24 protein-coding genes are annotated in these 24143 nt (G+C 53.4%); 19 read left to right on the top strand and 5 right to left on the bottom strand.

Going from position 1 to position 24143, the window contains the following annotated elements:
* Positions 1-79 precede the first annotated feature (79 nt).
* From BR86_RS0112225 to mutY, 10 genes are all read left to right on the top strand, one after another.
* Positions 80-790 carry a DUF6305 family protein gene (locus BR86_RS0112225; protein ID WP_031474299.1) on the top strand — a complete coding sequence of 237 codons (711 nt, stop codon included), beginning with the start codon at positions 80-82 and terminating at the stop codon, positions 788-790.
* 233 nt (positions 791-1023) lie between these two features.
* Positions 1024-2310 carry a TRAP transporter large permease subunit gene (locus tag BR86_RS0112230; protein ID WP_031474301.1) on the top strand — a complete coding sequence of 429 codons (1287 nt, stop codon included), beginning with the start codon at positions 1024-1026 and terminating at the stop codon, positions 2308-2310.
* A 16-nt stretch (positions 2311-2326) separates the two neighbouring features.
* Positions 2327-2482, top strand: a complete 156-nt coding sequence (locus tag BR86_RS16170; protein WP_169738158.1) for a hypothetical protein — start codon at positions 2327-2329, stop codon at positions 2480-2482.
* A 12-nt stretch (positions 2483-2494) separates the two neighbouring features.
* Complete coding sequence (locus tag BR86_RS0112240; protein WP_031474303.1) at positions 2495-3619, top strand: M14 family metallopeptidase; 1125 nt, start codon at positions 2495-2497, stop codon at positions 3617-3619.
* Between the two features lie 111 nt (positions 3620-3730).
* The gene (gene ggt, locus BR86_RS0112245) at positions 3731-5602 is read left to right on the top strand and encodes a gamma-glutamyltransferase (RefSeq protein ID WP_031474305.1); all 1872 of its coding nucleotides are present in this window, start codon (positions 3731-3733) and stop codon (positions 5600-5602) included.
* Between the two features lie 174 nt (positions 5603-5776).
* Positions 5777-7099 carry an acetyl-CoA hydrolase/transferase family protein gene (locus tag BR86_RS0112250; protein WP_031474307.1) on the top strand — a complete coding sequence of 441 codons (1323 nt, stop codon included), beginning with the start codon at positions 5777-5779 and terminating at the stop codon, positions 7097-7099.
* Positions 7100-7189: 90 nt separating this feature from the next.
* On the top strand, positions 7190-7717 hold the full coding sequence (locus BR86_RS0112255; RefSeq protein WP_031474309.1) for a hypothetical protein: 528 nt from the start codon (positions 7190-7192) through the stop codon (positions 7715-7717).
* 124 nt (positions 7718-7841) lie between these two features.
* Complete coding sequence (locus BR86_RS0112260; protein WP_051684795.1) at positions 7842-8309, top strand: PaaI family thioesterase; 468 nt, start codon at positions 7842-7844, stop codon at positions 8307-8309.
* Positions 8310-8663: 354 nt separating this feature from the next.
* A complete protein-coding gene (locus BR86_RS0112265; RefSeq protein WP_031474313.1) occupies positions 8664-10070 on the top strand; it encodes a sodium-dependent transporter in 1407 nt (468 codons plus the stop codon).
* Positions 10071-10079: 9 nt separating this feature from the next.
* On the top strand, positions 10080-11186 hold the full coding sequence (gene mutY, locus BR86_RS0112270) for an A/G-specific adenine glycosylase (protein ID WP_031474315.1): 1107 nt from the start codon (positions 10080-10082) through the stop codon (positions 11184-11186).
* A 150-nt stretch (positions 11187-11336) separates the two neighbouring features.
* Here the strand turns inward: mutY and sufU are convergent, their stop codons facing one another.
* The 5 genes from sufU to sufC form a co-directional block, all read right to left on the bottom strand.
* Positions 11337-11768 (bottom strand): Fe-S cluster assembly sulfur transfer protein SufU, encoded by a 432-nt coding sequence (gene sufU / locus BR86_RS0112275; RefSeq protein ID WP_031474317.1) that lies wholly within the window; start codon positions 11766-11768, stop codon positions 11337-11339.
* A gap of 98 nt (positions 11769-11866) precedes the next feature.
* Complete coding sequence (locus BR86_RS0112280; protein ID WP_031474319.1) at positions 11867-13105, bottom strand: aminotransferase class V-fold PLP-dependent enzyme; 1239 nt, start codon at positions 13103-13105, stop codon at positions 11867-11869.
* Positions 13102-14160, bottom strand: a complete 1059-nt coding sequence (locus BR86_RS0112285) for a SufB/SufD family protein (protein ID WP_031474321.1) — start codon at positions 14158-14160, stop codon at positions 13102-13104. Before BR86_RS0112285 ends, BR86_RS0112280 begins: the two co-directional genes overlap by 4 nt.
* 10 nt (positions 14161-14170) lie before the next feature.
* Positions 14171-15586: a Fe-S cluster assembly protein SufB gene (gene sufB / locus BR86_RS0112290; RefSeq protein ID WP_031474323.1), complete on the bottom strand. Its 1416-nt coding sequence runs from the start codon at positions 15584-15586 to the stop codon at positions 14171-14173.
* Between the two features lie 38 nt (positions 15587-15624).
* A complete protein-coding gene (gene sufC / locus BR86_RS0112295; protein WP_031474325.1) occupies positions 15625-16368 on the bottom strand; it encodes a Fe-S cluster assembly ATPase SufC in 744 nt (247 codons plus the stop codon).
* Positions 16369-16715: 347 nt separating this feature from the next.
* On the opposite strand from sufC, the gene BR86_RS0112300 reads away from it, so the two are divergent.
* From BR86_RS0112300 to dnaB, 9 genes are all read left to right on the top strand, one after another.
* The gene (locus BR86_RS0112300) at positions 16716-17477 is read left to right on the top strand and encodes an NAD-dependent protein deacylase (protein WP_038288717.1); all 762 of its coding nucleotides are present in this window, start codon (positions 16716-16718) and stop codon (positions 17475-17477) included.
* Positions 17478-17608: 131 nt separating this feature from the next.
* Positions 17609-17797 carry a DUF951 domain-containing protein gene (locus BR86_RS0112310; protein WP_031474329.1) on the top strand — a complete coding sequence of 63 codons (189 nt, stop codon included), beginning with the start codon at positions 17609-17611 and terminating at the stop codon, positions 17795-17797.
* A gap of 202 nt (positions 17798-17999) precedes the next feature.
* Positions 18000-18287, top strand: a complete 288-nt coding sequence (rpsF, locus tag BR86_RS0112315; RefSeq protein WP_031474331.1) for a 30S ribosomal protein S6 — start codon at positions 18000-18002, stop codon at positions 18285-18287.
* An 18-nt stretch (positions 18288-18305) separates the two neighbouring features.
* The gene (locus BR86_RS0112320; RefSeq protein WP_031474333.1) at positions 18306-18788 is read left to right on the top strand and encodes a single-stranded DNA-binding protein; all 483 of its coding nucleotides are present in this window, start codon (positions 18306-18308) and stop codon (positions 18786-18788) included.
* A 26-nt stretch (positions 18789-18814) separates the two neighbouring features.
* Entirely contained in the window at positions 18815-19084 is a 270-nt protein-coding gene (gene rpsR / locus BR86_RS0112325; protein ID WP_031474335.1) for a 30S ribosomal protein S18, read from the top strand.
* A gap of 174 nt (positions 19085-19258) precedes the next feature.
* Positions 19259-19873 carry a cytidylate kinase-like family protein gene (locus BR86_RS0112330; RefSeq protein ID WP_031474337.1) on the top strand — a complete coding sequence of 205 codons (615 nt, stop codon included), beginning with the start codon at positions 19259-19261 and terminating at the stop codon, positions 19871-19873.
* 16 nt (positions 19874-19889) lie between these two features.
* Entirely contained in the window at positions 19890-21932 is a 2043-nt protein-coding gene (locus BR86_RS0112335) for a DHH family phosphoesterase (protein WP_031474339.1), read from the top strand.
* Position 21933: 1 nt separating this feature from the next.
* A complete protein-coding gene (gene rplI / locus BR86_RS0112340) occupies positions 21934-22380 on the top strand; it encodes a 50S ribosomal protein L9 (protein WP_031474341.1) in 447 nt (148 codons plus the stop codon).
* Between the two features lie 33 nt (positions 22381-22413).
* Positions 22414-23778, top strand: coding sequence for a replicative DNA helicase (gene dnaB, locus BR86_RS0112345; protein WP_031474343.1), 1365 nt, complete (start codon positions 22414-22416; stop codon positions 23776-23778).
* The last annotated feature ends 365 nt before the right edge of the window (positions 23779-24143 follow it).

The raw sequence follows: 24143 nt of genomic DNA on the forward strand, positions 1-24143 counted from the left end.
GGATGAAAACTGTGAAAATGTCGCAGAGAATTCCGATTCTTAATGAGGTACTGAAAACCAGCAGAAAGGGAGAAAAAACATGAAAAAGAGAAATCTTGTACTTGCACTTGCAATGGCAGCAGCAATGACATCCGCAGCAGCATGCGGCGGAAGTTCCGCACCGGCGGCAGCAACGACAGCAGCGGCTGCAGCGACCACAGCGGCTGCAGCAGAGAGCAAAGCCGAGGAGACAAAGGCAGCAGATACAAAGACTGCGGAGACCAAGGCAGCGGACGCGGCAAAGAGCGATGCGAAGGCAGAGGCATCTCTGGAAACTCCGGCTGTTCTGACCAGCATCGGTCAGTCCGCAGACGTTGACATTGTAAAGACACTCTGCACAAAGGCAGGACTTACCATCGAGACCAACGGAACCCTGAAGGCTGACGATCTTCCGGCAGACTGCAAGACGCTGATCCTTGCGGTGGGCGGATCCTCCAAGGGTCTGGGTGCTGCAGGAATTGATGCGGACGGCGAGCTTGCCCGCACAAAGGCACTTCTTGAGAAGGCAAAGAGCCAGGGCACCAAGGTTCTTGCAATGCACACCGGCGGCTCCGCAAGACGCGGCACCCTGTCCGACAGCTTCATCAAGCCGGCATTCGAGGCTGCTGATGTGGCAATCGTTGTTTCCGAGGGCGATTCCGACGGACTGATGAAGGGAATCATCGACGGAAAAGGCGCTCAGGGCGTATATGTCGATAAGATCACCGATGTGCTGACCACACTTCAGGGCCTGTTCGGCGTTTCCAAGTAACAGGGAAATCCTGACAGGAAAATCATGCAATAAAGAAAAACCGGTTCTGCGGCTTTCTTCCGGAAAGCCGCCCGGTAACGGTAACTTTTGGGGATATTTAGTTTCACATATATTTTTCTAATTTTTTCTTTTTCCAGAATATAAAAAGCTTTTTATACAATAACAACTTCATAACACACCCGGAATGCCTTTAGGGGAGACATTCCGGGTCTCACCTGAAAAAGGAGATACCTATGACTGGCTATCTGATTACATTCCTTATCATGCTCGGTGTCTTCATGATCGGATGTTTCGCCTTTAAACTTCCGGTTGGTGTATCCATGCTTCTCGCAGCAGTTCTGGGTGCACTCGAAGGCGGACTCGGCATCGACGGTATCCGTATGATGGTCGAGGGCGAATTTGGTTATGTTGACACGATTCTCACCATCGGAACCGCGATGATCTTCATGAAAGTATTCGAGGATTCCGGTGCGCTGGATGCGCTGAGTTCTCTGATTATCGAGAAATTCCACAAGGTTCCGGCCGTTCTTCTGATCCTGATCATGCTCATCATCATGTTCCCGGGTATGATTACCGGATCTTCCACCGCAGCGGTTCTCTCCGCGGGATCCATTATGGCGCCGGTACTGACGCTGATGGGAATTGACGCGGTTACGGCAGGTTCGATTATCGCCGTCGGCGCTCTTCTCGGCATGATCGCTCCGCCGGTCAATACCGCAGCGCTGATCATCTGCGCCGGCATTGACGTTCCGTATGTCGGTTTTGAAGGCCCGCTGGCACTTCTGACATTCCCGCTTGCTGTCCTCTTTGTACTGATGCTCGGATGGAAGCAGGCAAAAAACATTGACTATGAAAAACTGAAACCGGCTCTGGTAAAGCAGGACGAGGTCAGAAAACAGTATGGATTCCGCATTTACGTTCCGCTGTTTGTACTGGTGATCCTGATGATCCTCTTTAAGGTGGTCAAGATCGGAGAGGATATCGGCATGCCGCTGATGTTCCTTCTGTCTGCCATCTCCGGACTCTTTACCGGTAAGAAGATCAACGTTCTGGAGAGCGTTCCGGCGGCAATCCGTACTGCAGCTCCGGTTATGGGTATCCTGATGGGCGTAGGAATGTTCATCGAGGTGATGACCGCAACCGGTGTCCGCGGCCTCATTGTTACCAGCTGCCTCAGAATTCCGTCCTCTCTCTGGCTTCTCGCATGCTGCATCAGCATTCCGCTGTTCGGCGCGGTTTCTTCTTACGGCGCATGCTCGGTTCTCGGCGTGCCGTTCGCGTACATTTACGCTTCGCTCCTTGGCGGAAATGCCGTCGTTGTACTGGCTGCAATCTCTCTGATCGCATCCGTCGGCGATATGATGCCGCCGACCGCTCTGGCCGGACTCTTTGCCGCACAGGTTGTCGGAGTAAAGGATTACACGAAGATTCTGAAGAAATGTATCATTCCGATCGTGATTCTTCTGGTATATGCAGCATTTGTCCTGGCGAACTCCAAGATGATCGCTGGCCTGTTCTGAAGAAAGGAGTGCAACCATGTCAGTTATCACAATTATTTATCTGGCGATCGCAGCGCTCGTCTTTGTGAGCACGCTGTATAACATGATCTTCAAGGAGGAGAGAATTGTCGATCAGATCAATGCCGCGATGATTCTCATTCCGCTTGTGTTAAGAATCTTTCTGATCAAATAAGGAGGGCAGACCATGAAGAAACAATATGCATCCGCAGCTGCTATTCTGGTCGCTGCCGCCATTGTCGGAGGGATCGCAGGAAACAGCTTTTATACCAAACGTCATTTTAAAGAAGATATCGTGAAGGGCGACGGGGTAACCGAAGTGCGCATGCTCTCGGATTACAACCCGAGACTCAAGGGAACCATCGCCGATACCGAGATTTACGTGCTCAAGGGTGAAGAGCCGGGCGGATCGGTTCTGGTACTCGGTTCCACTCACGCGAATGAACCGGCAGGACACATGGCCGGCATCGTGATCGAGGAGAACGCGAAGGTGAAGAAGGGTACCGTCTATGTCATCCCGAGTGTCAACCAGTCGGCGCTGACGCACAATGATGCCCTTGACGGCGCACCGCAGTACATGCATTACACTACGAAAACCGGTGAGCTGAGAACCTTCCAGTACGGATCCCGTGCAACCAACCCGATTGATCAGTGGCCGGATCCGGATATCTACACACACCGCTCTTCCGGTCAGTCTCTGTCCGGTTCGGAGACAAGAAACCTGAACCGCTGCTATCCGGGCGTGGAAGACGGAACCATATCCGAGCAGGTCGCGTATGCGGTTAAGAACCTGATCACCACGGATGACATCACCATGGAGATCGACCTTCATGAGTCGAGTCCGGAGTACGCGGTAAACAATGCGACGGTCGCGCACGAGAGAGCAATGGGCATCGCCTCCGAAGGTGTTCTGAACCTTCAGCTTGAGGACATCGCCATGAGCCTTGAGCCGTCTCCGGCAACCCTGCACGGTCTGACCCACCGTGAGCTGGGTGATTTCACCAATACGTATGCGCTTCTGATGGAGACCGGAAACCCGTCCCAGGGCCGTCTTCGCGGAAAGACCGATGAGGCGCTGGTTCAGACCGGTATCGATCCGTGCTATGTGGTCAACTACGGTCTTGGACTTCTCTATGTAGACTACAGCTCCGGAAGTTTTCCGATGGAACTCCGTGTAGGCCGTCACCTGCAGGGAATTTCGGAATACATCGCCGCGCTCGGCAACAACGAGCCGGATAAGGCGATTATCGTAGAAGGCATTCCGAGTTATCAGGAAATGCTGGACAATAAAGTCGGCTTCTACCTGAAGTGATGGTACATTTTCCCGGAAACGGGATATGTAAGGCACCGGACCGGCTGTCCGGTCCGGTGTGATACAGCAACCTGTCAACGTTCATATGTTACCAAAAGAGGGGAGTAATTTATGAAAAGACAACTTGCACTTGCTGCCGCCATGATGATGGGCGTCAGCTCCATCGCAGCATGCGGAAACGGATCCGCAGCAGCAACCACAGCAGCAGCGACGACAGCAGCAGAGTCCGCCGCTGAAGAAACCAAGGCAGAAGAAGTAAAGAAGCCGGAAACATTCCACGGTGAAGATGTATGGCTTCCTTACGACGAGAAACTGGAGAAGAAGAAGGATGACCGCGACGCCACCGGAACCAAGGGCGCGGTTGCAGCATGCTCCTGGTATGCATCCAAGGCCGGTCTTGAAGTTCTTCAGAAGGGCGGAAACGCATTCGACGCGGCAGCGGCGACTGCTTACGCACTCGGTGTGGTAGAGCCGTATTTCTCCGGTCTCGGCGGCGGCGGTTTCATGACGCTGTACGATGCAAAGACCAAGGAAGTCAAGGTAATCGACTTCCGAGAGACTGCTCCGGCAGCAGCAACTCCGGAGATGTGGCTCGGTGAAGACGGCAAAGTAAAGAATTACACACCGGACGGCGCAGATCCGACGACAGCGGCAGCTCCGGCAAGCCAGTACGGCGGCCAGTCGGTTGCGGTACCGGGTGAAGTAGCAGGAATGGAGTTCCTTCTGGAAAAGTACGGTTCCGATAAGGTAACCAGAAATGATATCTTCCAGGGCGCGATCGATCTTGCGAAAGACGGTTACGTTGTCGGTGCAACCTTCAAGGAAGAGCTGGATGAGAATTACAACCTGATCCATGCGATGCCGGATCTCTCCAAGATCTACCTGAACGATCTGGAACTTGCATACGAGATCGGCGATCACATCAGCAACCCGGATCTTGCCAAGACACTGGAAGCAATCCGCGACGGCGGAAAAGACGCATTCTATAAGGGCGAGATTGCGCAGAAGATGGTGGATGCCACCAAGAAGTACGGCGGCGTTATGACCATGGAAGACCTCGCGAATTACACGGTTAAGGAAAGAGAACCGGTAAAGGGTACCTACAAGGATTACACCATTTATTCCCTTCCGCCGGCATCCTCCGGTGGTACACACCTCTGCGAGATCCTGAACATTCTGGAGAATGCGGACATGAAGTCTCTGGAAATCAACTCTCCGGAGTATGTTCACCTGTTCTCTGAGGCGTTCAAGATCGCATTTGCCGACAGAGCAAAGTACATGGCAGACACCGATTTCGTCGATGTTCCGCTGAAGCAGCTCACCAGCAAGGACTATGCAAAGTCCCGCTGGAGCCAGATCGATCCGGAAAAGAGCGGCGCTTATGAGGCTGTTCCGTCCGACGAGCTGGAGCACTATGCAACCACTTCCTTCTCCGTAATCGATGAGGAAGGCAACATGGTAGCATGCACAAAGACCGTAAACTATGGCTTCGGTTCCAAGATCGTTCCGGAAGGAACCGGATTTGTACTCAACGATGAGATGGATGACTTCTCTCCGGATCCGAAGAGCACAAACTGCGTAGCCGGCGGAAAGAGACCGCTTTCCTCCATGTCCCCGTCCATCGTTCTGTATCCGGACGGCAAGCCGTTCCTGACCATCGGAACTCCGGGCGCAACCCGTATCTTCCCGACCATCGCTCAGGTTGTTCAGAGAATGATCGATTATGATATGGACATTCAGGATGCGATCGACTGCGCGAGAATCTATGATAACTCCTCAAAGAAGGTTTGCTACGAGTCCGACGGCGTGAAGCCGGTGACTGCCGAGACCGCAGCAAAACTGCAGGAGATGGGCCACGAGGTAACCGACAAGGGTGCTTGGCAGCTCTTCTTCGGCGGTGTTCAGGGTATTGAGATCAAGAAAGACGGAACCCTCCGCGGCGGTGCTGACCCGCGCCGTGACGGTAAGGCTCTCGCTTACTGATCCAACCATTTTCCTCCCATAAAAATAAAAAGTACGAATAAGTAGGACGGTGCCGTCTTCGGGATAGATTTCCGGAGGCGGCACCGTCTTTTTCTGACGAAATGATGCCGGGTTGTGATAAAATAACAGAAAAGAGAGGAAGCCGCCGGTGAAGGCGGCGGAATGGAGAATACAATGAATCATACATTTGCTGGAAAACTGGTCACTCCGGAACAGGCGGTCAAGGCGGTTCAGCCGGGGGACTGGGTTGATTACGGATTCGGCGCCGGATTCCCGGAACTTCTGGATAAGGCGCTGGCGAAGCGCAAAGGAGAGCTCTCGGATATCCGGATCCGCGGCGGTCTGATCATTCATCCGCGGATTGAGACGGTAGAGTGCGATCCGGAGCAGGAGACATTTTCCTATTACAGCTGGCACATCGGCGACTACGAGCGGAAACTTCAGAAGAGGGGACTGGTTCAGTTCTCCCCGATGATCCTCCGTTATCTTCCGCAGATGTACCGGGAGAAGATGGCGAAGGTTGATGTCGCGTTCGTCCCGGTTTCGAAGCCGGATGAGAATGGCTACTGCGGTCTCGGAATCGGAAGCTACGGTTGGAAGACCATCATGGAGTGCGCGAGAGTGGTGATCTTTGAGATCAACGAGAAGTATCCGACCCTCCAGGGCGTGGACGGCTCCCACCGTGTTCACCTCTCGGAGGCGGATTACATCGTGGAGGGAGAGCATGAAGATCTTCCGATCCGCACCTATCGTGAGCCGAGCGCAGAGGATATTCAGATTGCGAAGAATGTGGTGGCGGAGATCCCGGACGGGGCGACGCTCTCTTTCGGTGTCGGAACGGTGCCGTTCACCGTGGCGAAAATGCTGGCGGAGTCGGATAAGAAGGACCTGGGCTGCCATACCGGAACCATCAGTGATGCATTCATGGAAATGTGGAAAGCCGGAAAACTGACCAACGCGAAGAAAGAGATTGATACCGGCCGGTCCACCTGGAATCTGGCGATGGGAACAAAGGAATTCTATGACTGGATCGCGGAGAATCCGGAACTCTTCAAACCGGCCGGCCTGGACTATGTGCATATGCCGGAGATTATGGGGAAAATCAGCAATTTCATCTCCATCAACGGCGGCGTTCAGCTGGATCTGGTCGGCGGAGAGAACGGTGAGTCCTCCGGAACCAGGCAGCTCTCCGGAATCGGCGGACAGATGGATTTCCTGGAAGGAGCCTTCCGGTCCAGAGGCGGAAAAGGATACATCTGCATCAATTCCACACACAAGAAGAAAGACGGTTCCCTTCAGTCCAATATCGTTCCGTTTATTCCGCAGGGAAGCACGGTTTCCGTTCCGAGAACGATGATCCAGTGCGTAGTGACGGAGTACGGTGTGGCCAATCTGTTCGGCAAGACGCTCCGGGAGAGAGCCGAGGAGATGATCAGGGTGGCACATCCGGATTTCCGTGATGAGCTGCGGAAATATGCGGACGAGGCGTTTCAGTAATCCGGGTTCATCAATCACAGACCGGAAATGAGACAATGCGGGTATAATGTTCGGGTATCGTGTACGGAAGACGAAAGAAAGGCGGTTTGTATGAAATTCGAAAACGTAATAAAAACAGCAGTGATTCTGACCGGCGTCGGCGTAGCAGTCAGCGGTATTTTCGATATCAGAAAGGGCCGCGGATGCGGAGACAGCAAGGACTCATGCTGCTGCGGCGGACATGGCGAGGGGGTGGACGGTCACGACGGAGACGGCTGCCGTTTCGACGAGGATGACGAGACCATCATTGAGATGGAAAAAGAATGCAGCTGCGGATCTTCATGCTGCCGGACCGCAAAGGGAATTCTGAAAGTCCTGACCGGCGGCATTGTCATCGGTCTCGGTGTTGCCTCCGCTTTTCTGGATTTCGAGGAAAAGATCGGACAGAAGAATCCGGAGCTGGCAGAGCGGATCGCCCGGGCGGAGGAATGGTGCCAGAAGCTGCTGGATGACGGAGCGGCAAAAAGCAAGGTGCTGGCGGCGCAGGGAAGAGATCTCGCCGTGCAGGGAAAAGACCGTGCATTTGCCGCATGGAAGAAAGCAAGAGAAACAGACTGCGTCGGAGAATTTTCCGACTGAGTGAAAAATGATCCCCTGACAGGGTACGGACACCGGAACGTTATGGTGCTGCGAAAGTGGAGAACGCCCGGTGCAAGGCCCGCAGGAGAGGTTTGATTACAAAAGTTATTAAGGAATTTACAAGATGGAAGAAATGACACAGCTTACCGACGAACAGCTCGGAAAGATACGGGAAAACCGTAACAAAGATAACACGTTTGCCTATGAGATGGGATTTCAGGGCGTCCGGCTTTCTGCCGGCCATTGCCGCGGCGAACTGACCGTGACGGAACATCTGATGAATCCCATCGGCTCCGTCCACGGCGGCTGCCTCTTTACCATGGCGGATTCGACCGCCGGCATGGCGGCCAGCAGTTATGGCTACAAAGTAACGACCATGGATGCGGATTTTCACTATCTCCGCGCCGGCATCGGCGTAAAGAAACTGATCTCCGAGGCAAAAGTTCTGAAGAGAGGAAAGCGTGCGATCGTAGTTTCGGTCGATGTCATGGATGAGACGGAGAGGGTACTCTGTACGGGGACATTTACCTTTATGTCTCTTGGTGAGCCCTATGACGCCGTGAAGGATGTGCTGAAAAGCATGAAGAAGTAATCCTGAATTACATACAGCATTCAGAAGAGGAACCGCGCGGAAGATTCTGCGCGGTTTCCTGTTTTATAGGAGATTTCTCCGAAATTCCCTATGAAATGAAAACGCTCCGCGAGGATGCGCACGCCGCTGTAAGCAAATTCACTAAGCTCGAGAAAACCTCGCTAAGAGCTTCGCCAAGGACGCTGTCACCTGACGGTGATCAGCGGCGGTGCACAAAGTGCGCAGGCTTCCCTCGGGAGTGAGGGAGGGGAGAGCCGAAGTCCGCTTGCGGACTTTGTTAAGGCCCGATATAATTGCTTTAAAGCGAAGAATCTAATATAATATCCGTGAATATGACATATGACGGAGGATTACATGACATCAGTTGAAAACAATAACACCACGGCAGCCTGTGAATCCAGAGATTCCTGGAAGTCCAAATACGGCTTCATCATCGCCTGCATCGGATCGGCGGTCGGTATGGGAAATATCTGGCTTTTTCCCAGCAGAGTGGCAAACTACGGCGGCGCATTTCTGGCGGCGTACCTCCTTTTTGATGTACTGATCGGATTCAGCGGCGTGGTCGGCGAGATGGCGTTCGGGCGAAAAGCGAGATCCGGTCCGCTGGGGGCATTTTCCAGGGCAGGGGCGTCCATCGGTTATGGAAAAGTCGGTAGAATGCTGGGCGTTATCCCGATGATCGGCGCCTTTATGATGGCAATCGGTTATTCGGTTGTGGTCAGCTGGATCTTCAAATACACCTTTTACGCGGTGACCGGCCGGGTGCTTCATCTGGGCGACGCGGCGATGGAGATCGCGGAGGAAAACGGCGATTCGGCGGTGGCCGCGGGAATTTCCGGCTTTGCGTCGGAATTCGGACATACGGCCTCGGCGTTTGGCAACAGTTACTGGCTGGTGATTGCCATCGCGGTGACGCTGGTCATTATGGTGCTCGGCATTGCCAGCGGTGTCGAGAAGGCGAATAAGCTGATGATTCCGGTATTCTATGCATTGTTTATCTCGCTGGTCTTCTATGTGGCCGCACAGCCGGGATCAGCGGCGGGGTACCGCCATATGTTTACGATTGATCCGGAGAAGCTCCGGGACCCGATGATGTGGGTATATGCGCTCGGACAGTCTTTCTTCTCCCTGTCGCTTGCGGGGAACGGAACCATCATCTATGGTTCTTATCTCTCGGACGATGTGGATGTGGTGGCGAGCGCATGGAAAGTTGCCCTGTTTGACACCCTTGCGGCAATGCTGGCGGCGCTGGTGATCGTGCCGGCCATGGCAGCAGCCGGAGAGACGGCATTTTCCGGCGGGCCGGGCCTGATGTTCATCTATCTCCCGCATCTGTTTGCGTCGATGCCGGGCGGCCCGATTGTGGTGATCGTCTTCTTTGTTGCGGTTCTTCTGGCGGGAATGTCCTCTTTGGTGAATCTGTTTGAAGTGCCGATCGCCGCGGTACAGGACCATCTGGGAAGAAGCCGTGTGCTGTCGGTGGCGCTGGTCGGCGTGATCGGTGCGATCATCTCCATCTGTATTCAGGGAATTGTCTCCGACTGGATGGACTTTGTATCCATTTATATCTGCCCGCTGGGCGCTGGTCTTGCCGGCGTGATGTTCGCGTGGGTATGGGGAAAGGATGCGGTTGTCGACGCGGTATCCCTCGGACGGGAACGCCGTGTGGGAAGCTGGTTCTACCCGCTCTATAAGTATCTGTTCTGTATTCTGTCGCTGGCGGTCTTTCTTCTGGGCGCGGTCAACGGCGGAATCGGATGAGGAAATTCTATGTCTTTGAATCGTGATATGAAAACCGAAATGCTTCTTGCCTGGTATGACCGGAACGGGAGAACGCTTCCCTGGCGGTCGGACCCGACACCTTATCATGTGTGGCTGTCGGAGATTATGCTTCAGCAGACCCGCGTGGAAGCGGTGAAGGAATATTATCGGAGATTTACGGAGGCTCTGCCGGACGTCCGCGCGCTTGCACAGGCGCCGGAAGAGCAGTACATGAAACTGTGGGAAGGACTCGGCTATTACAGCCGGGTCCGAAATCTTCATAAGGCGGCTGTGCAGATTATGGAGGATCATGGCGGGCAAATGCCGCCGACCAAAAAAGAACTCTCGGAGCTGTCCGGAATCGGCGATTACACATCCTCGGCCATCGCCTCGATTGCATTCGGCGAGCGGACGCCGGCGATCGACGGCAATCTCCTCCGCGTCTACGCGAGAATGACAAAAGAAGAGGAGAATATCAAGACCGGAACGGCGAAGAAGAAGGCGGAGGCGTGGTTTCTGAAGTTTATGCCGGAAGACCGGCCGGGGGATTTCAATCAGGCGGTGATGGATCTGGGAGCGACGGTCTGTCTTCCGAACGGCGCGCCGGAGTGCGGACGCTGCCCGTGGAGGGAATTTTGCCGGGCGCATGCGGACGGCACGGAACTCCGCTATCCGGTCATACCGCCGAAGAAAGAGCGGCGGAAAGAGGAACGGACGATCCTCCTTCTGGTCGATGAGACGGGGCGGATCGCGCTCCGGAAGCGACCGGAAAAGGGGCTTCTGGCAGGGCTGTGGGAGTATCCGGCTCTGGAGGGGAAAAAGAGCTCAAAAGAGGTACTTTCGGCGGTGAGGGAGTTACTCGGCGGTGCGGCCGGGAATCCGCTTCCCGGCGGTTTTGACGTTTTGGATCTGGAGTTTCTTCCAAAAGCGAAACATATCTTTTCTCATATCGAATGGCATATGACGGGATTCGCTGTCCGGGTCAGAAAGCCCGCAGTGGGAGAGGTGCCGCTTCAGTGGGTGACGCCGCAGGAGCTTTTCGAAACGTATGCGGTGCCGACAGCGCTGGTAAAATATACGGAGTGGATCAGAGATCAATTCAAAATAACAGAATAATTGCTGACGAAGTTATGGAAAGAATTCGGACAGCCGGTGCGATACAGAGGATAGGTCAGGCTGTTATTCGGAGCATATCAAGCGAAAAACCGTGCCCGGTCAATGCGACCGGACACGGTTTTTTTCGGATCTGTAGTGTGTGATATTTTATTACTTGTCATCCCGGTCCTTGAACATCTCGTCCATGGTGTGCCAGCCGAGTACCGCGCATTTTACGCGGGCCGGCATATGGGAGATATCCTCCAGGGCGCCGGCTTCCTCCAGTTCTTCCTTCTCTTCCGGGGTGATCTTGCCGCGGATCATGCGAAGAAAGATCTCCGAGAGATGCTCCGCCTCGGGAACGGTCTTTCCGATGATCATGTCGCACATGATATCGGCGGAAGCCTGGGAAATGGCGCAGCCGTCGCCGGTATATCCGGCATCTTCGATGACGCCTTCGTCATTTACCCGAAGCTGAAGGATGATATCGTCGCCGCAGGACGGGTTGACGCCCTCCAACTCATAGTTCGGATTCTCAATCGGTTCTTTATGGATCGGATGAAGGTTGTGATCCGTGAGAATTTCATTATAAAAATTATTCATGGAATACGCTCCTTATGATATACAACAGCCTGCCGGCAGAGGGAACACAAGGTTCTCCCGGACGGCAAGCCATATCATACTGTATCTGTTTTCTTCTGTCAATCCGTATAACCCATCTTGCCGCGGACGGTCTTTAACGCCTCCGCGAGACGGAAGATATCGTTTTCGGTGTTGTAGAATGCGATGCTCGCGCGGGCAGTGGACATCGATCCGAGATACTTCAGGAGCGGCTGTGCGCAGTGATGCCCGACACGGATATCGACCTTGAAGGAATCCAGGATCGCGGCGATATCATGAGGATGAACGCCGTCAATGGTAAAGGAGAGGATTCCGTGGTGGTTCAGCGGATCATCGGATCCGAGGATATTCAGGTGCGGGATCCGGCTCAGCTCTTTCATGGCAAGCACAGTCAGGTAATCCTCGCGCTCCTCGATCACATCGATGCCGATGGCATTGTAGTAGTCGATGGCGGCACCGAGTCCGACCGCTCCGGCCGCGTTGACCGTTCCGGCCTCGAACTTATGCGGAACTTCCGCATAGGTTGCGCTCTCGCGGGTGACATACTCGATCATCTCGCCGCCCGTCAGGAACGGAGACATTTTTTCAAGGATCTCCATCTTTCCGTAAAGAACGCCGATGCCCATCGGCCCCAGCATCTTATGACCGGAGAAGGAGAGGAAATCGACATCCAGATCACAGACATCCACTTTGATGTGCGGAACGCTCTGTGCGCCGTCGCAGGAGAAAACAGCTCCGTTTTCATGAGCGATGCGGGCAAAGGTCTTGATATCGTTCCGGACGCCGAGGACGTTGGAAATCTGTGTCATGGAGACCAGCTTTGTCTTCGGGGTCAGAGCCGCACGGAACATTTCCTCCGTGATGGTGCCCTTTTTATCGCACTCGAGGAACTTCAGGACAGCGCCGGTTCGCTTTGCGACATGCTGCCACGGAAGGAGGTTCGAGTGGTGCTCCATGATCGTGATCAGGATCTCGTCGCCCGGCTTCAGATTGTCATCTGCCCAGGTGTGCGCGATCAGATTCAGACTCTCTGTTGCGTTGCGGGTGAAAATGATCTCGTTCGGGTCTTTTGCACCGATGAAATCAGCCACCTTTCGGCGGGCATCCTCATACGCTTCGGTTGCGCGAAGACTCAGCTCGTAGAGACCGCGAAGCGGGTTCGCGTTGTCATTCTCATAGAATTCGCGGGTTGCGCGGATGACACAGTCCGGCTTCTGGGTCGTCGCTGCGCTGTCCAGATAAACCAGATCGGTATCCTCAAAAATCGGAAATGCGTTCCGGATCAGACGATCCTGACGCTGTCTTGCTTCGCTTGTCATTCTTCTTCAACAGCTCCCTTCAGAAAACCGTGAACGTCGCATTTTGTCATTTCGTCGTTGACCTTCTTCAGGAGTGCTTCGACGTGAGCGGTGCTCATCATGCGGTAAATCTCTTCGGTGGAAAGTCCGCGGGACTCCATGTAGAAGAGGAGCTCTTCGTCGAGCTTGCCGATGGATGCACCGTGGTTTCCTTCGACATCTTCCTCGTCGCAGAGAATGAGAGGGATGGTCTGGTTGACGATGTTGTCGCTCATCAGAAGGATGTTCTCCATCTCATTGCCCTTTGCGCCGACCGCGCCGTTGCGCAGGTCGATGGTGCCGCGGAAGATCTTTTTCGCCGTATCGGCAATGGTTCCGTTGGCGTTGATGTTGCTGACGGTCTTTCTGCCGATGTGGTTGACGGCGTAGTTGATATCGAGAAGGTGATCCTTCTCAATCATGTATGCGGAGTCGAGTTCGAGCTCTGCGGCTTTGCCCATCAGGTCGGCCTGTGCGCCGAGATAAATCTTTCCGCCGGCCAGGACGATCTGGATCAGCTCGAGTTTGGCACTCTCGTCAAAGGTGCCCCCGACATCGTTGATAAAGGTGAGGTCATCGCCCAGCTTGTGAATCTGGACAAGACGGACAACCGCGCCTCTTCCGGCACGGATTTTGGTCTGGATGCCGGCGAAGCCGCTCGCGTCCATACCGCTGAAATCTTCGATTACCCAGAGATAACCGTTGTCCTCGGCGGTCAGCTCGACGCTGCTCATGTCCTGCGCGTCTTTTTCATAGCGGAAGGAGAGACGAACCGGATCTGCGGTGCGCTCGCCTTTCTTTACGCTGTAGCGGTGGCACGGAACCTCCGCATCGTGGATCAGTTTATCCACGTCGCGGCCGGAACCGGTCGCCAGATCGAGATATACCGGCTTGCTTGCCTTCATCTCGGCAACATTTTCCGGTTTTACGACTGTCAGATTTCCCTCTTTCACGGCAGTGATGCCGGAGAGATCTGCCTGGTTCATCTTGAGGTGATTCCAGGTCGGAACAGGCAGTCGGTTAATCGTCATATTCATAGTGCCCTCCTTATCCGATGCTGCCCTTCATTTCCAGTCTGATCAGGTTGTTCATCTCAACCGCGTATTCCAGCGGAAGTTCCTTGGATACATTATCCGCGAAACCGCTGACGATCATCGCCCTCGCATCCTCTTCGGAGACGCCGCGACTCATCAGATAGAAGACAGCCTCATCGCTGATTCGTCCGATCTTTGCCTCGTGGCCGACATCGGCATCCATGGTACGGACATCCATCGCCGGGATGGTATCGGAGCGGGAGATCGCATCGAGCATCAGGGACTGGCAGGAAACGGAAGACTTTGCCCCCTTTGCCTTGTTCGTGATGACGACAGAGCTTCGGTAAGTGCTGACACCGCCGTCCTTGGAGATGGACTTGGTGCTGATGCTGGAGGAAGTGTCCGGCGCGTTCATGACAACCTTTGCACCGGTGTCCAGATTCTGGCCTTTTCCGGCAAAGGTGATGCCGGTGAAGTCGGCTCTGGAACCCTTTCCGTTCAGGATACTCATCGGGTAAAGGTAGGAAACATGGGAACCGAAGGAACCGGATACCCACTCGATGGTACCGCCCTCTTCGACCTTGGCACGTTTGGTGTTCAGGTTATACATGTTCTTGGACCAGTTTTCGATGGTGGAATAGCGGAGTTTTGCGCCCTTTGCGACGTAGAGCTCGACACAGCCGGCGTGGAGGTTGGCCACGTTGTAGTGCGGAGCGGAACATCCCTCGATGAAGTGAAGGTATGCGTCCTCGTCGACAATGATCAGGGTGTGCTCAAACTGACCTGCGCCCTTCGCGTTCAGTCGGAAATAGGACTGAAGCGGGATATCCAGGTGTACGCCCTTCGGAACGTACACGAAAGAGCCGCCGGACCAAACCGCGCCGTGAAGCGCCGCAAACTTGTGATCGGTCGGCGGAACGAGTTTCATAAAGTGCTCTTTGACCATATCGGCATACTCGCCGGTCAGAGCGCTCTCCATATCGGTGTATACAACACCCATCTGGGAAACTTCGTCTTTGACATTGTGGTATACCAGCTCGGAGTCATACTGCGCTCCGACGCCGGCAAGGGATTTTCTCTCTGCTTCCGGGATTCCGAGTCTCTCAAAGGTATCCTTGATATCGTCCGGAACCTCGTCCCAGCTGGCCGCCATCTTGGTGTTCGGCTTGACGTAGGTTGCGACATTTTCCATGTCCAGACCCGCGATGGACGGACCCCAGTCAGGAACCTCAAGACGGTTGTAGATTTCAAGGGATTTCAGACGGAAATCCAGCATCCAGTCCGGATCATGTTTTTCCTCCGAGATCTGTCTTACGATCTCCGGAGTCAGTCCGGATTCGATGCGGTAAGCATCTTTTTCCTCATATCGGAAGTCGTAGAGGCTGCGGTCGACATCCGCAACCTGGGACTTTTCTTCGTTATTGCCCATTGATCGGTATCTCCTTTCAGGCAGCTTCGTTTTCCGGATTACTTCAGGAACTGCTCGAAACCGTTCTCGTTGATGTTGTCAACGAGAGAAGCGTCGCCGTCCTTGATGATGCGGCCGTCCGCCAGCACGTGGGTGTAGTCAACGTGCAGAGCTTCCAGAATACGTGTGCTGTGAGTGATGATCAGGAGAGCGCCGTCATGGTTCTTCTGGTACTCTTCGACACCCTGGGATACGGTGCGGACTGCATCGACATCGAGGCCGGAATCGGTCTCATCCAGGATGGCAAGATCCGGGTTCAGCATAAGGAGCTGCAGGATCTCTGCCTTCTTCTTCTCACCGCCGGAGAAGCCGACGTTGAGATCACGGTCTGCATAGGACTCGTCCATGTTCAGGACCTTCATGGCAGCCTTGAGCTGCTTGCGGAAATCCCAGAGACGGATGTGCTTGCCGGTCTTCTGCTCAACGGAAGTCTTGATGAAGCTGCTGAGTGTAAGACCGGGAACCTCCAGCGGATTCTGGAAGGAGAGGTATACGCCGGCCTGCGCGCGCTTGTTGACCGGGGCGTTGGTGATATCCTCGCCCTTAAACTGAATGGAACCGCCGGTTACGGTGTATCTCGGATTGCCCATGATCGCATAGCCGAGAGTGGATTTTCCCGCGCCGTTCGGGCCCATGAGAACATGAGTTTCGCCCGGCTTGATATCCAGAGATACGCCGTGAAGAATCTCCTTGTCCTCAACGTTGACAGCGAGGTTTTCTATGTGTAATAATTGTTCGGACATGTCTGTTCCTCCGTCTGTATATTCTGCGGACGGTGCCGCATCTTTGATAACAGTTGTGTGTGCCTTGATCCGGATTGTTTCCTATTTAAATTATCGACCGGAAATGTCCCGAAATTCGGCTTGTGTTATTATATACTACGAATTTCCTATAAGCAAGCGCGAAAGCCGCATTCTGTACAATTCCTACAAAATCCAGTGTATTAGTCGATAAAACTTGGAATTATGACGGAATATAAGGAAAAGAAATGCATTCGGGATCATTTTCCGAAAGGCGTGCCGCACGGATGTCCGAAACGTAGTACAATAGCTATATGCGTGAAGGTTTACACTCAGGGAAAGAGGTATGGATTATGGATGATAAGATCAGACAGCTGAATGAGTGGATCAGAGAGAGCAGCAGGATCGTGTTTTTCGGCGGCGCGGGCGTATCGACCGCCAGCGGGATTCCGGATTTTCGGAGCAAGGACGGACTGTATAACACGCCGAGTGTCGGCTTCGAGGCATACCAGCCGGAGTATCTGCTCAGCAACCGCTGTCTTGTGCACGAGCCGAAGGTGTATTTTGAGTTTCACCGGCAGAAGATGGATACGAGGAAGATTAAACCGAATCATGCGCACCGGTATCTGGCGGAACTGGAGAAGACCGGAAAGCTGACTGGCGTGGTGACCCAGAATATCGACGGTCTGCACCAGAAGGCGGGAAGCCGGAAGGTATATGAGATTCACGGGAGCGCGCTGCGCAACTACTGCATGAAGTGCGGGAAAATCTACCCGTCCGACTATGTGTTTGAGTCGAAAGAACCGGTTCCGCACTGCGAGTGCGGCGGTGTGATCCGGCCGGATATCACCCTTTACGGTGAGAGTCTTCCGGAGGATGCGGTGGCCGGCGCGGTGAGCGTGCTCTCCGGCGCGGATATGCTGATCATTGGAGGTACATCGCTTACGGTGTATCCGGCGGCGTCCTTTATCAATTATTTTGGCGGAAAATATCTTGCGGTTATCAACCGCGATCCGTTGGATGTTCACATCGGAAAGAATGTGCTCAACATCACGGAGGATATCGACCGTGTATTTGCCGGGCTGGCGGAGATGGAGAATATGACGCTTTGACCGGGAAACGGGGAAGGGCCGGAATGATGGCAGGAGAGTCATGAAGGACCGGCGGAAAACCACCGGTATCGAGAAAAGAAACAAGCATGAAATAAAGCATGAAACGCGGAATTTGAGCGGAGGAACCGGAAGTGGAGTATGAAGTCGGCGATATCGTAAAACTGAAAAAACAGCACCCGTGCGGGAGTTTTGAGTGGAGAATTCTCCGAGTCGGAGCGGATTTCCGCCTGGAATGTCTCGGATGCGGACACCAGATCATGATTGCCCGTCGGATCGTGGAAAAAAGCACCCGCGGACTGCGGAAGCCCGAAAAGTTGTAAAAGTCGTTTCCGCTGCATATCCGCCGATTATCCGTCCGGAGAAGACGATGCGGGAGAAACGGTTTAAAAGCATCTTTTTTGATAAAAAAACCGCTTGCGGGCTTGCGAAAACTCTGATATAATCGTTAGCCGTGATATACCAACAATCCTTACTCCCTGCTGGAGTCAGGGGGTCAGAGACCACAAGGAGGTTCTGAAACACATGAACAATTATGAGTTAGCCGTAATTCTCAGCAGTAAGCTTGAGGACGAGCAGAGAGCTGCCGCACTGGAGCAGATTAAAGAGCTTGTAAAGCGTTTTGGCGGCCAGATCAAGGACATCGATGAGTGGGGCAAGAAGAAGCTCGCTTACGAGATCCAGAAAGAAAAAGAAGGATTCTATTATTTCATCCACTTCGACGCTGAGCCGACAGCACCGGCTGAGATCGAGTCCAGAATCCGTATTATGGAGCCAGTTCTCAGATACTTATGCATGAGACCGGAAGCATAAATAAGGAAGAGTGATCGTATGAATAAAGTAATTCTGATGGGTAGACTGACAAGAGACCCGGAAGTGAGATATTCTCAGGGTGAGCGTTCCATGGCGATCGCAAGATACACCCTCGCAGTTGACAGAAGACGCAGATCCGGAAGAGGCGCGGAGGTCGGAAACGATCAGACTGCAGACTTCATTCCGTGTGTGGCTTTCGACAGGGCAGGCGAATTCGCGGAGAAATACTTCCATCAGGGAATTAAGGTTGTAGTATCCGGAAGAATTCAGACTGGCAGTTACACGAATAAAGACGGCCAGAAAGTATATACGACAGAAGTTATCGTTGAAGATCAGGAATTCGCGGAGAGCAAGAACGCATCCTCCGCACCGATGGGCGCACCGCAGTCCGCTTCCTATGCACCGGATCGTCCGGCGCCGGCAAGCGCTGCAGCGGCGACAAGCGATGGTTTCATAAATATTCCTGACGGAGTTGAAGATGAGGGCCTTCCGTTCAACTAATACGGAAGCCGCGAGGAGGAAATAAAATGCCATTCAATAAGACAGAAAGACCGGAAGGTGCAAGACCGAGAAGAAACGGTGGAATGCACAGAAGAAGAAAAGTTTGCGTATTCTGCGGATCCAAGGCAGAGCCGATCGATTTCAAGGATGCAAACAAGCTGAAGAGATACGTATCCGAGAGAGGTAAGATCCTTCCGAGAAGAATTACCGGAAACTGCGCAAAGCATCAGAGAGCTCTTACTGTAGCTGTTAAGAGAGCAAGACATCTTGCTATTCTTCCGTACACAGTAGAGTAATCGGAAACGACAGAACGTCGAATACTGGATTAAACATCAAACATCAGAAGGGCCGTCCGTTTTTCGGGCGGCCCTTCTTCCTTCTGTTCGGGATTTATGGTATGATTAAGGCAAAGAGAAACCCCGCAAAGATACAGCTGCGGCAGTTCAAAAATCAGAACAGGGGGGTCAATCATGAAGAAAAATATCATTACGATCAGCCGTGAATACGGCAGCGACGGACGCAATATCGGTCTGCTTACCGCGAAAAAACTGGATATCGAGTTTTACGATAAAGAACTGATCGACGCGGCGGCGAAGGAGATCGGCTTTCCGGCGGAGACGGTGGCGGCAAAAGAGCAGAAGCTGACATCCAGCATTCTCTATAATTTTGCGGTGGGCACTATTTACGGAAGTGCCTATCCGCGGGAACCGAAACCGAGTGAGCTTCCGCTGGCGGAACAGATCTTTCTTGCGCAGAAGAAAGCGATCATCGAGAGGGCCAAGCGCGGGCCGTGTGTGATCATCGGCCGCTGCGCGGACTATATTCTGAGAGACCGGGAAGATGTTCTCCGCGTCTTCATCTACGCTGATTACGAGAGCCGGAAACGCCGGGCACTCAAGGAGTACGGCGAACTGGAGGAGAACATCGACAAGATGATGCGGGAGATCGATAAGAAACGCCGGATCCACTACGAGAATTATACAAGTCAGCGCTGGGGAGACCGCAATAACTATGATCTTCTTCTGAACACAGCGCTTCTTGATCCGCAGAAGTGCGCAGATATCATCTGTGAGGCAGTACGGTGATAAGAGGAACAATGAAATGAGAGGTAGAATCCGAACGCAGGGGCTGTTTCGCGCGTATCTGACATGGCCGCTGATCATGGCGGCGATTCTGGTGATCTCCAATCTGTCAGTCGCGCTGGTCAGTCCGCAGGCCGGAGCGGCGATGGCGGGCTTCACTTTCGTGGGCGTGCTGATCGCCGGCTGGCTCCTGCTCTACAGCAGAAGACAGATTTTAGCGGGGCTGGTCCGTTTTTCTTCGGAGTATTCCGAAGTGCAGGACCAGCTCCTTCGCGAGATGAGCGTTCCGTATGTGCTGGCGGACGAGGAGGGACGGATCCTCTGGGCGAACCGGGAGTTTGAGAATCTGATCCGTGAGGAGAAGGGTCATCACAGATTCCTGTCTTCGTTTTTTCCGGAGCTGAATGCGAACACTCTCTATAAGGTGGAGGACGACACCAGTCTTCACACGGAGTACAGCGGCAAATTCTATGAAGTCGGCATCCGCTCGATTCTGATCGACGATTCGGCGCAGATCCGCCTCGGCATGGACCATTTTAACGGGACCCGTATGTACGGGATCTTTCTGTTTGACGAGACACAGCTCCTTACCTATGAGCAGGAGCTGGACCGCAGAAAACCGGTGGTTGGCCTGATCTATCTGGACAACTATGATGAGGCGCTGGAGAGCGTCGAGGCGGTCCGCAGATCTCTTCTGGCGGCGCTGATCGACCGAAAGATTACCAAGTACATCGACCGCATGGAAGGTATCGTGAAAAAGCTGGAGAAAGACAAATACTTTTTTGTTATCCAGCAGAAGTATACGGATGAACTTCGTGAGAACCGTTTCTCAATTCTCGAGGACGTAAAAACCGTCAATATCGGTAATGATATGGCGGTAACGCTGAGCATCGGTATCGGAATGAACGGCGGGACATATCTTCAGAACTATGAGTATGCCCGCGCAGCGATCGATATGGCGCTCGGCCGAGGCGGCGATCAGGCGGTGGTCAAGGATGCCGACCGCATCCGGTATTACGGCGGAAAGTCGCAGCAGGTAGAGAAGACAACCCGCGTCAAGGCCCGCGTCAAGGCTCATGCGATGCGAGAGCTCATGGATACCAAGGACAAGATCCTCGTTATGGGGCACCGGATCGGCGACATGGATTGTTTCGGCGCGGCGGTCGGTATCTGGCGTATCGCCCAGGCATTTAACAAAAAGTCCCGTATTGTGGTCAATGACGTCAATTCCTCCGTCCGTCCGATCATGGCGAAATTCCGCGGCAATCCGGATTATCCGGAAGATCTCTTCGCGACAGCGGAGGAGGCGGCGGAATGGGCGGACAGCAACACCATGCTGGTTGTGGTGGATGTCAACCGCCCGAGCATTACGGAAGCGCCGGATCTGCTGAAGAAGATCAGCACCATCGTCGTTCTCGATCATCACCGCCAGAGCGCGGAACTGATCCAGAATCCGACCTTGTCCTATGTGGAGCCGTATGCGTCCAGCGCCTGTGAGATGGTTGCGGAGATTCTCCAGTATATCGGAGACGGAATCCGTGTGAAGCCGCTGGAGGCGGACGCAATGTATGCCGGCATCATGATCGATACGCACAATTTCATGAATCAGGCCGGTGTCCGCACCTTTGAAGCTGCGGCATTTCTCCGCCGGAACGGCGCAGATGTCGTGCGCGTGAGAAAACTCCTCCGGGATAAGCCGGAAGATTACCGCGCAAAGGCGGCGGCCATCCAGAACATGGAGATCTACAAGGGCGCGTACGCGATCTCGGAGTGTCCAGCTGACGGCCTCGAAAGCCCGACGGTGGTCGGAGCGCAGGCGGCCAATGAAATGCTGGATATCACCGGCATCAAAGCGTCCTTTGTGATCACGCAGGTCAATGATACCGTCTTCTACAGTGCCCGTTCCATTGACGAAGTCAATGTTCAGGTTATGATGGAAAAGCTCGGCGGCGGCGGACACCGCACGATTGCCGGCGCACAGGTGAAAGAGATCAGTACCGCCGAGGCGCGGGACAGACTCAGAGCGCTTATCGATGAGATGAGTGAGAAAGGGGAAATATAACATGCAGGTAGTATTACTGGAAGATGTAAAATCCGTCGGAAAAAAGGGTGATATCGTAAAGCTCAGCGATGGTTATGCAAGAAACTTTATTATCAAGAAGAACCTTGGTCTGGAGGCGACTCCGCAGAATCTGAACGATCTGAAGCTGAGAAAGGCGAATGACGCAAAGATCGCAGCGGAAGAGCTTGCAGCGGCAAAACAGCTGGCAGAGGAGCTTGCCGGAAAGAAGATCACCCTGTCGATCAAGGCGGGCGAGGGCGGCAGAGCGTTCGGTTCCGTATCCACCAAGGAAATCGTGAAGGCGATCAAGGATCAGCTCGGGATGGACATTGACAAGAAGAAACTCATTCTTCCGGAACCGATCCGCAGCTTCGGCGTAACCGAGGTGCCGATTCGTCTGCATCGCGACGTGACAGGAAAGCTGGATGTTCACGTGGTAGAGGCCTGATTCTTCCCGTGACGCGATAATCAGGAGGAACGGATGGCAGCAGAAGATGCATTGGTAAAAAGGGTCCTTCCCAACAGTGTCGATGCCGAGCGATCAGTGATCGGTTCGATGCTGATGGACAAAGAAGCGATCATGGCTGCGGCCGAGACGGTGACGGGCGCGGACTTCTATCAGCAGCAGTACGGCATCATGTTTGATACGATCGTTGAGCTCTTTGAGAGCGGAAAGCCGGTCGATATCGTGACCGTACAGAACCGTCTGAAAGAAAAAAACGTCCCGCCGGAGGTGGCAAGCCTGGAGTTTGTCCGGGATATTATGACGTCGGTTCCGACTTCCGTCAATGCGAAGGCATATGCGGAGATTGTCTATGAAAAGTCGGTTCTGCGCAAGCTGATCCGGATGAACGAGGAGATCGAGAATCTCTGCTATGCGGGAAAAGACACGCTGGACGAGATTCTCGATCACACCGAGAAATCGGTATTTGATGTTCTGGAGAAGAAGACAACCGGTGAGCTGGTTCCGATCAGCGATGTGGCGCTGAATGTTCTGGACAAGATTGAGAAGGCGTCGAAGAGTACCGGAACGGTAACCGGCGTCCCGTCGGGGTTCATAGATCTGGATTACCGGACCTCCGGTTTTCAGCCGTCGGATCTGGTGCTGATTGCGGCGAGACCGTCCATGGGTAAGACTGCATTTGTCCTGAACGTTGTTCAGCACGTTGCAATCAAGAAGAATCTCCCGTGCCTTGTGTTCAGTCTCGAGATGAGCAAGGAGCAGCTGATCAACCGTGTTCTGTCCATGCAGTCAATGGTCGATTCGCAGAAACTCCGTACCGGAGATCTGAATGATTCGGACTGGGATGCGGTTGTAGAGGGAATCGGCGTGATCGGAAATTCCAAGATCATGATTGACGATACACCGGGCATCTCTTTCTCGGAGATGCGGAGCAAATGCCGCAAGATCAAACTGGAGTACGGTATCAGCATTATCATCATCGACTACCTCCAGCTGATGAGCGGTTCGGGCAAAGGACACAGTTCCGAGAGCCGTCAGCAGGAGATTTCGGAGATCTCCCGTTCGCTGAAGGCGTTGGCCCGTGAACTGAACGTGCCGGTTCTGGCGCTGTCCCAGCTTTCACGAGCGTGTGAACAGAGACCGGATCACCGGCCGATGATGTCGGATCTTCGAGATTCGGGAGCGATCGAGCAGGATGCCGATGTGATTATGTTCCTATACCGCGATGATTACTACAACAAGGCGACCGAGAAGCCGAACGTGGCGGAGGTCATCATCGCAAAGCAGCGAAACGGTCCGATCGGAACCGTCGAGCTGATGTGGAAGCCGGAACTGACAAAGTTTGTCAATATGGAACGGCAGCCGCATGACGGAGGAATGTAAACGTCACCTATGAAGAAGATAAGGACAAAAAAAGATCAAAAAAAAGACCGGGGCGCTGAGCCAATGTCATTAAGTTAAGATGACAGAAATAAGAGTTCTATATCTTAAGTGATATAGGGCTCTTTTTTTATATAAATACTTGACATGTTTCAAAAAATGTGCGGCCGCTTTCGCTACTGATTAGTTTTAATGTAGCGAAAGCGGCCCTTGAAATTGTAAGCATAATTCTCAATTTCAAGGAGGCGCATATGAATCCAAAACAAGTAAAAGATTTATTGGTGGACAAAATAAAGCTGGTTTCAGCAAATGCTAAGTCGTTCTGTATTGATTCTGATAAGAACTTTTCAAGAAAAAGAAAGCTGACT

It is taken from the genome of [Clostridium] aminophilum DSM 10710 (assembly GCF_000711825.1).
Taxonomy (GTDB): Bacteria; Bacillota; Clostridia; order Lachnospirales; family Lachnospiraceae; genus Clostridium_R; species Clostridium_R aminophilum.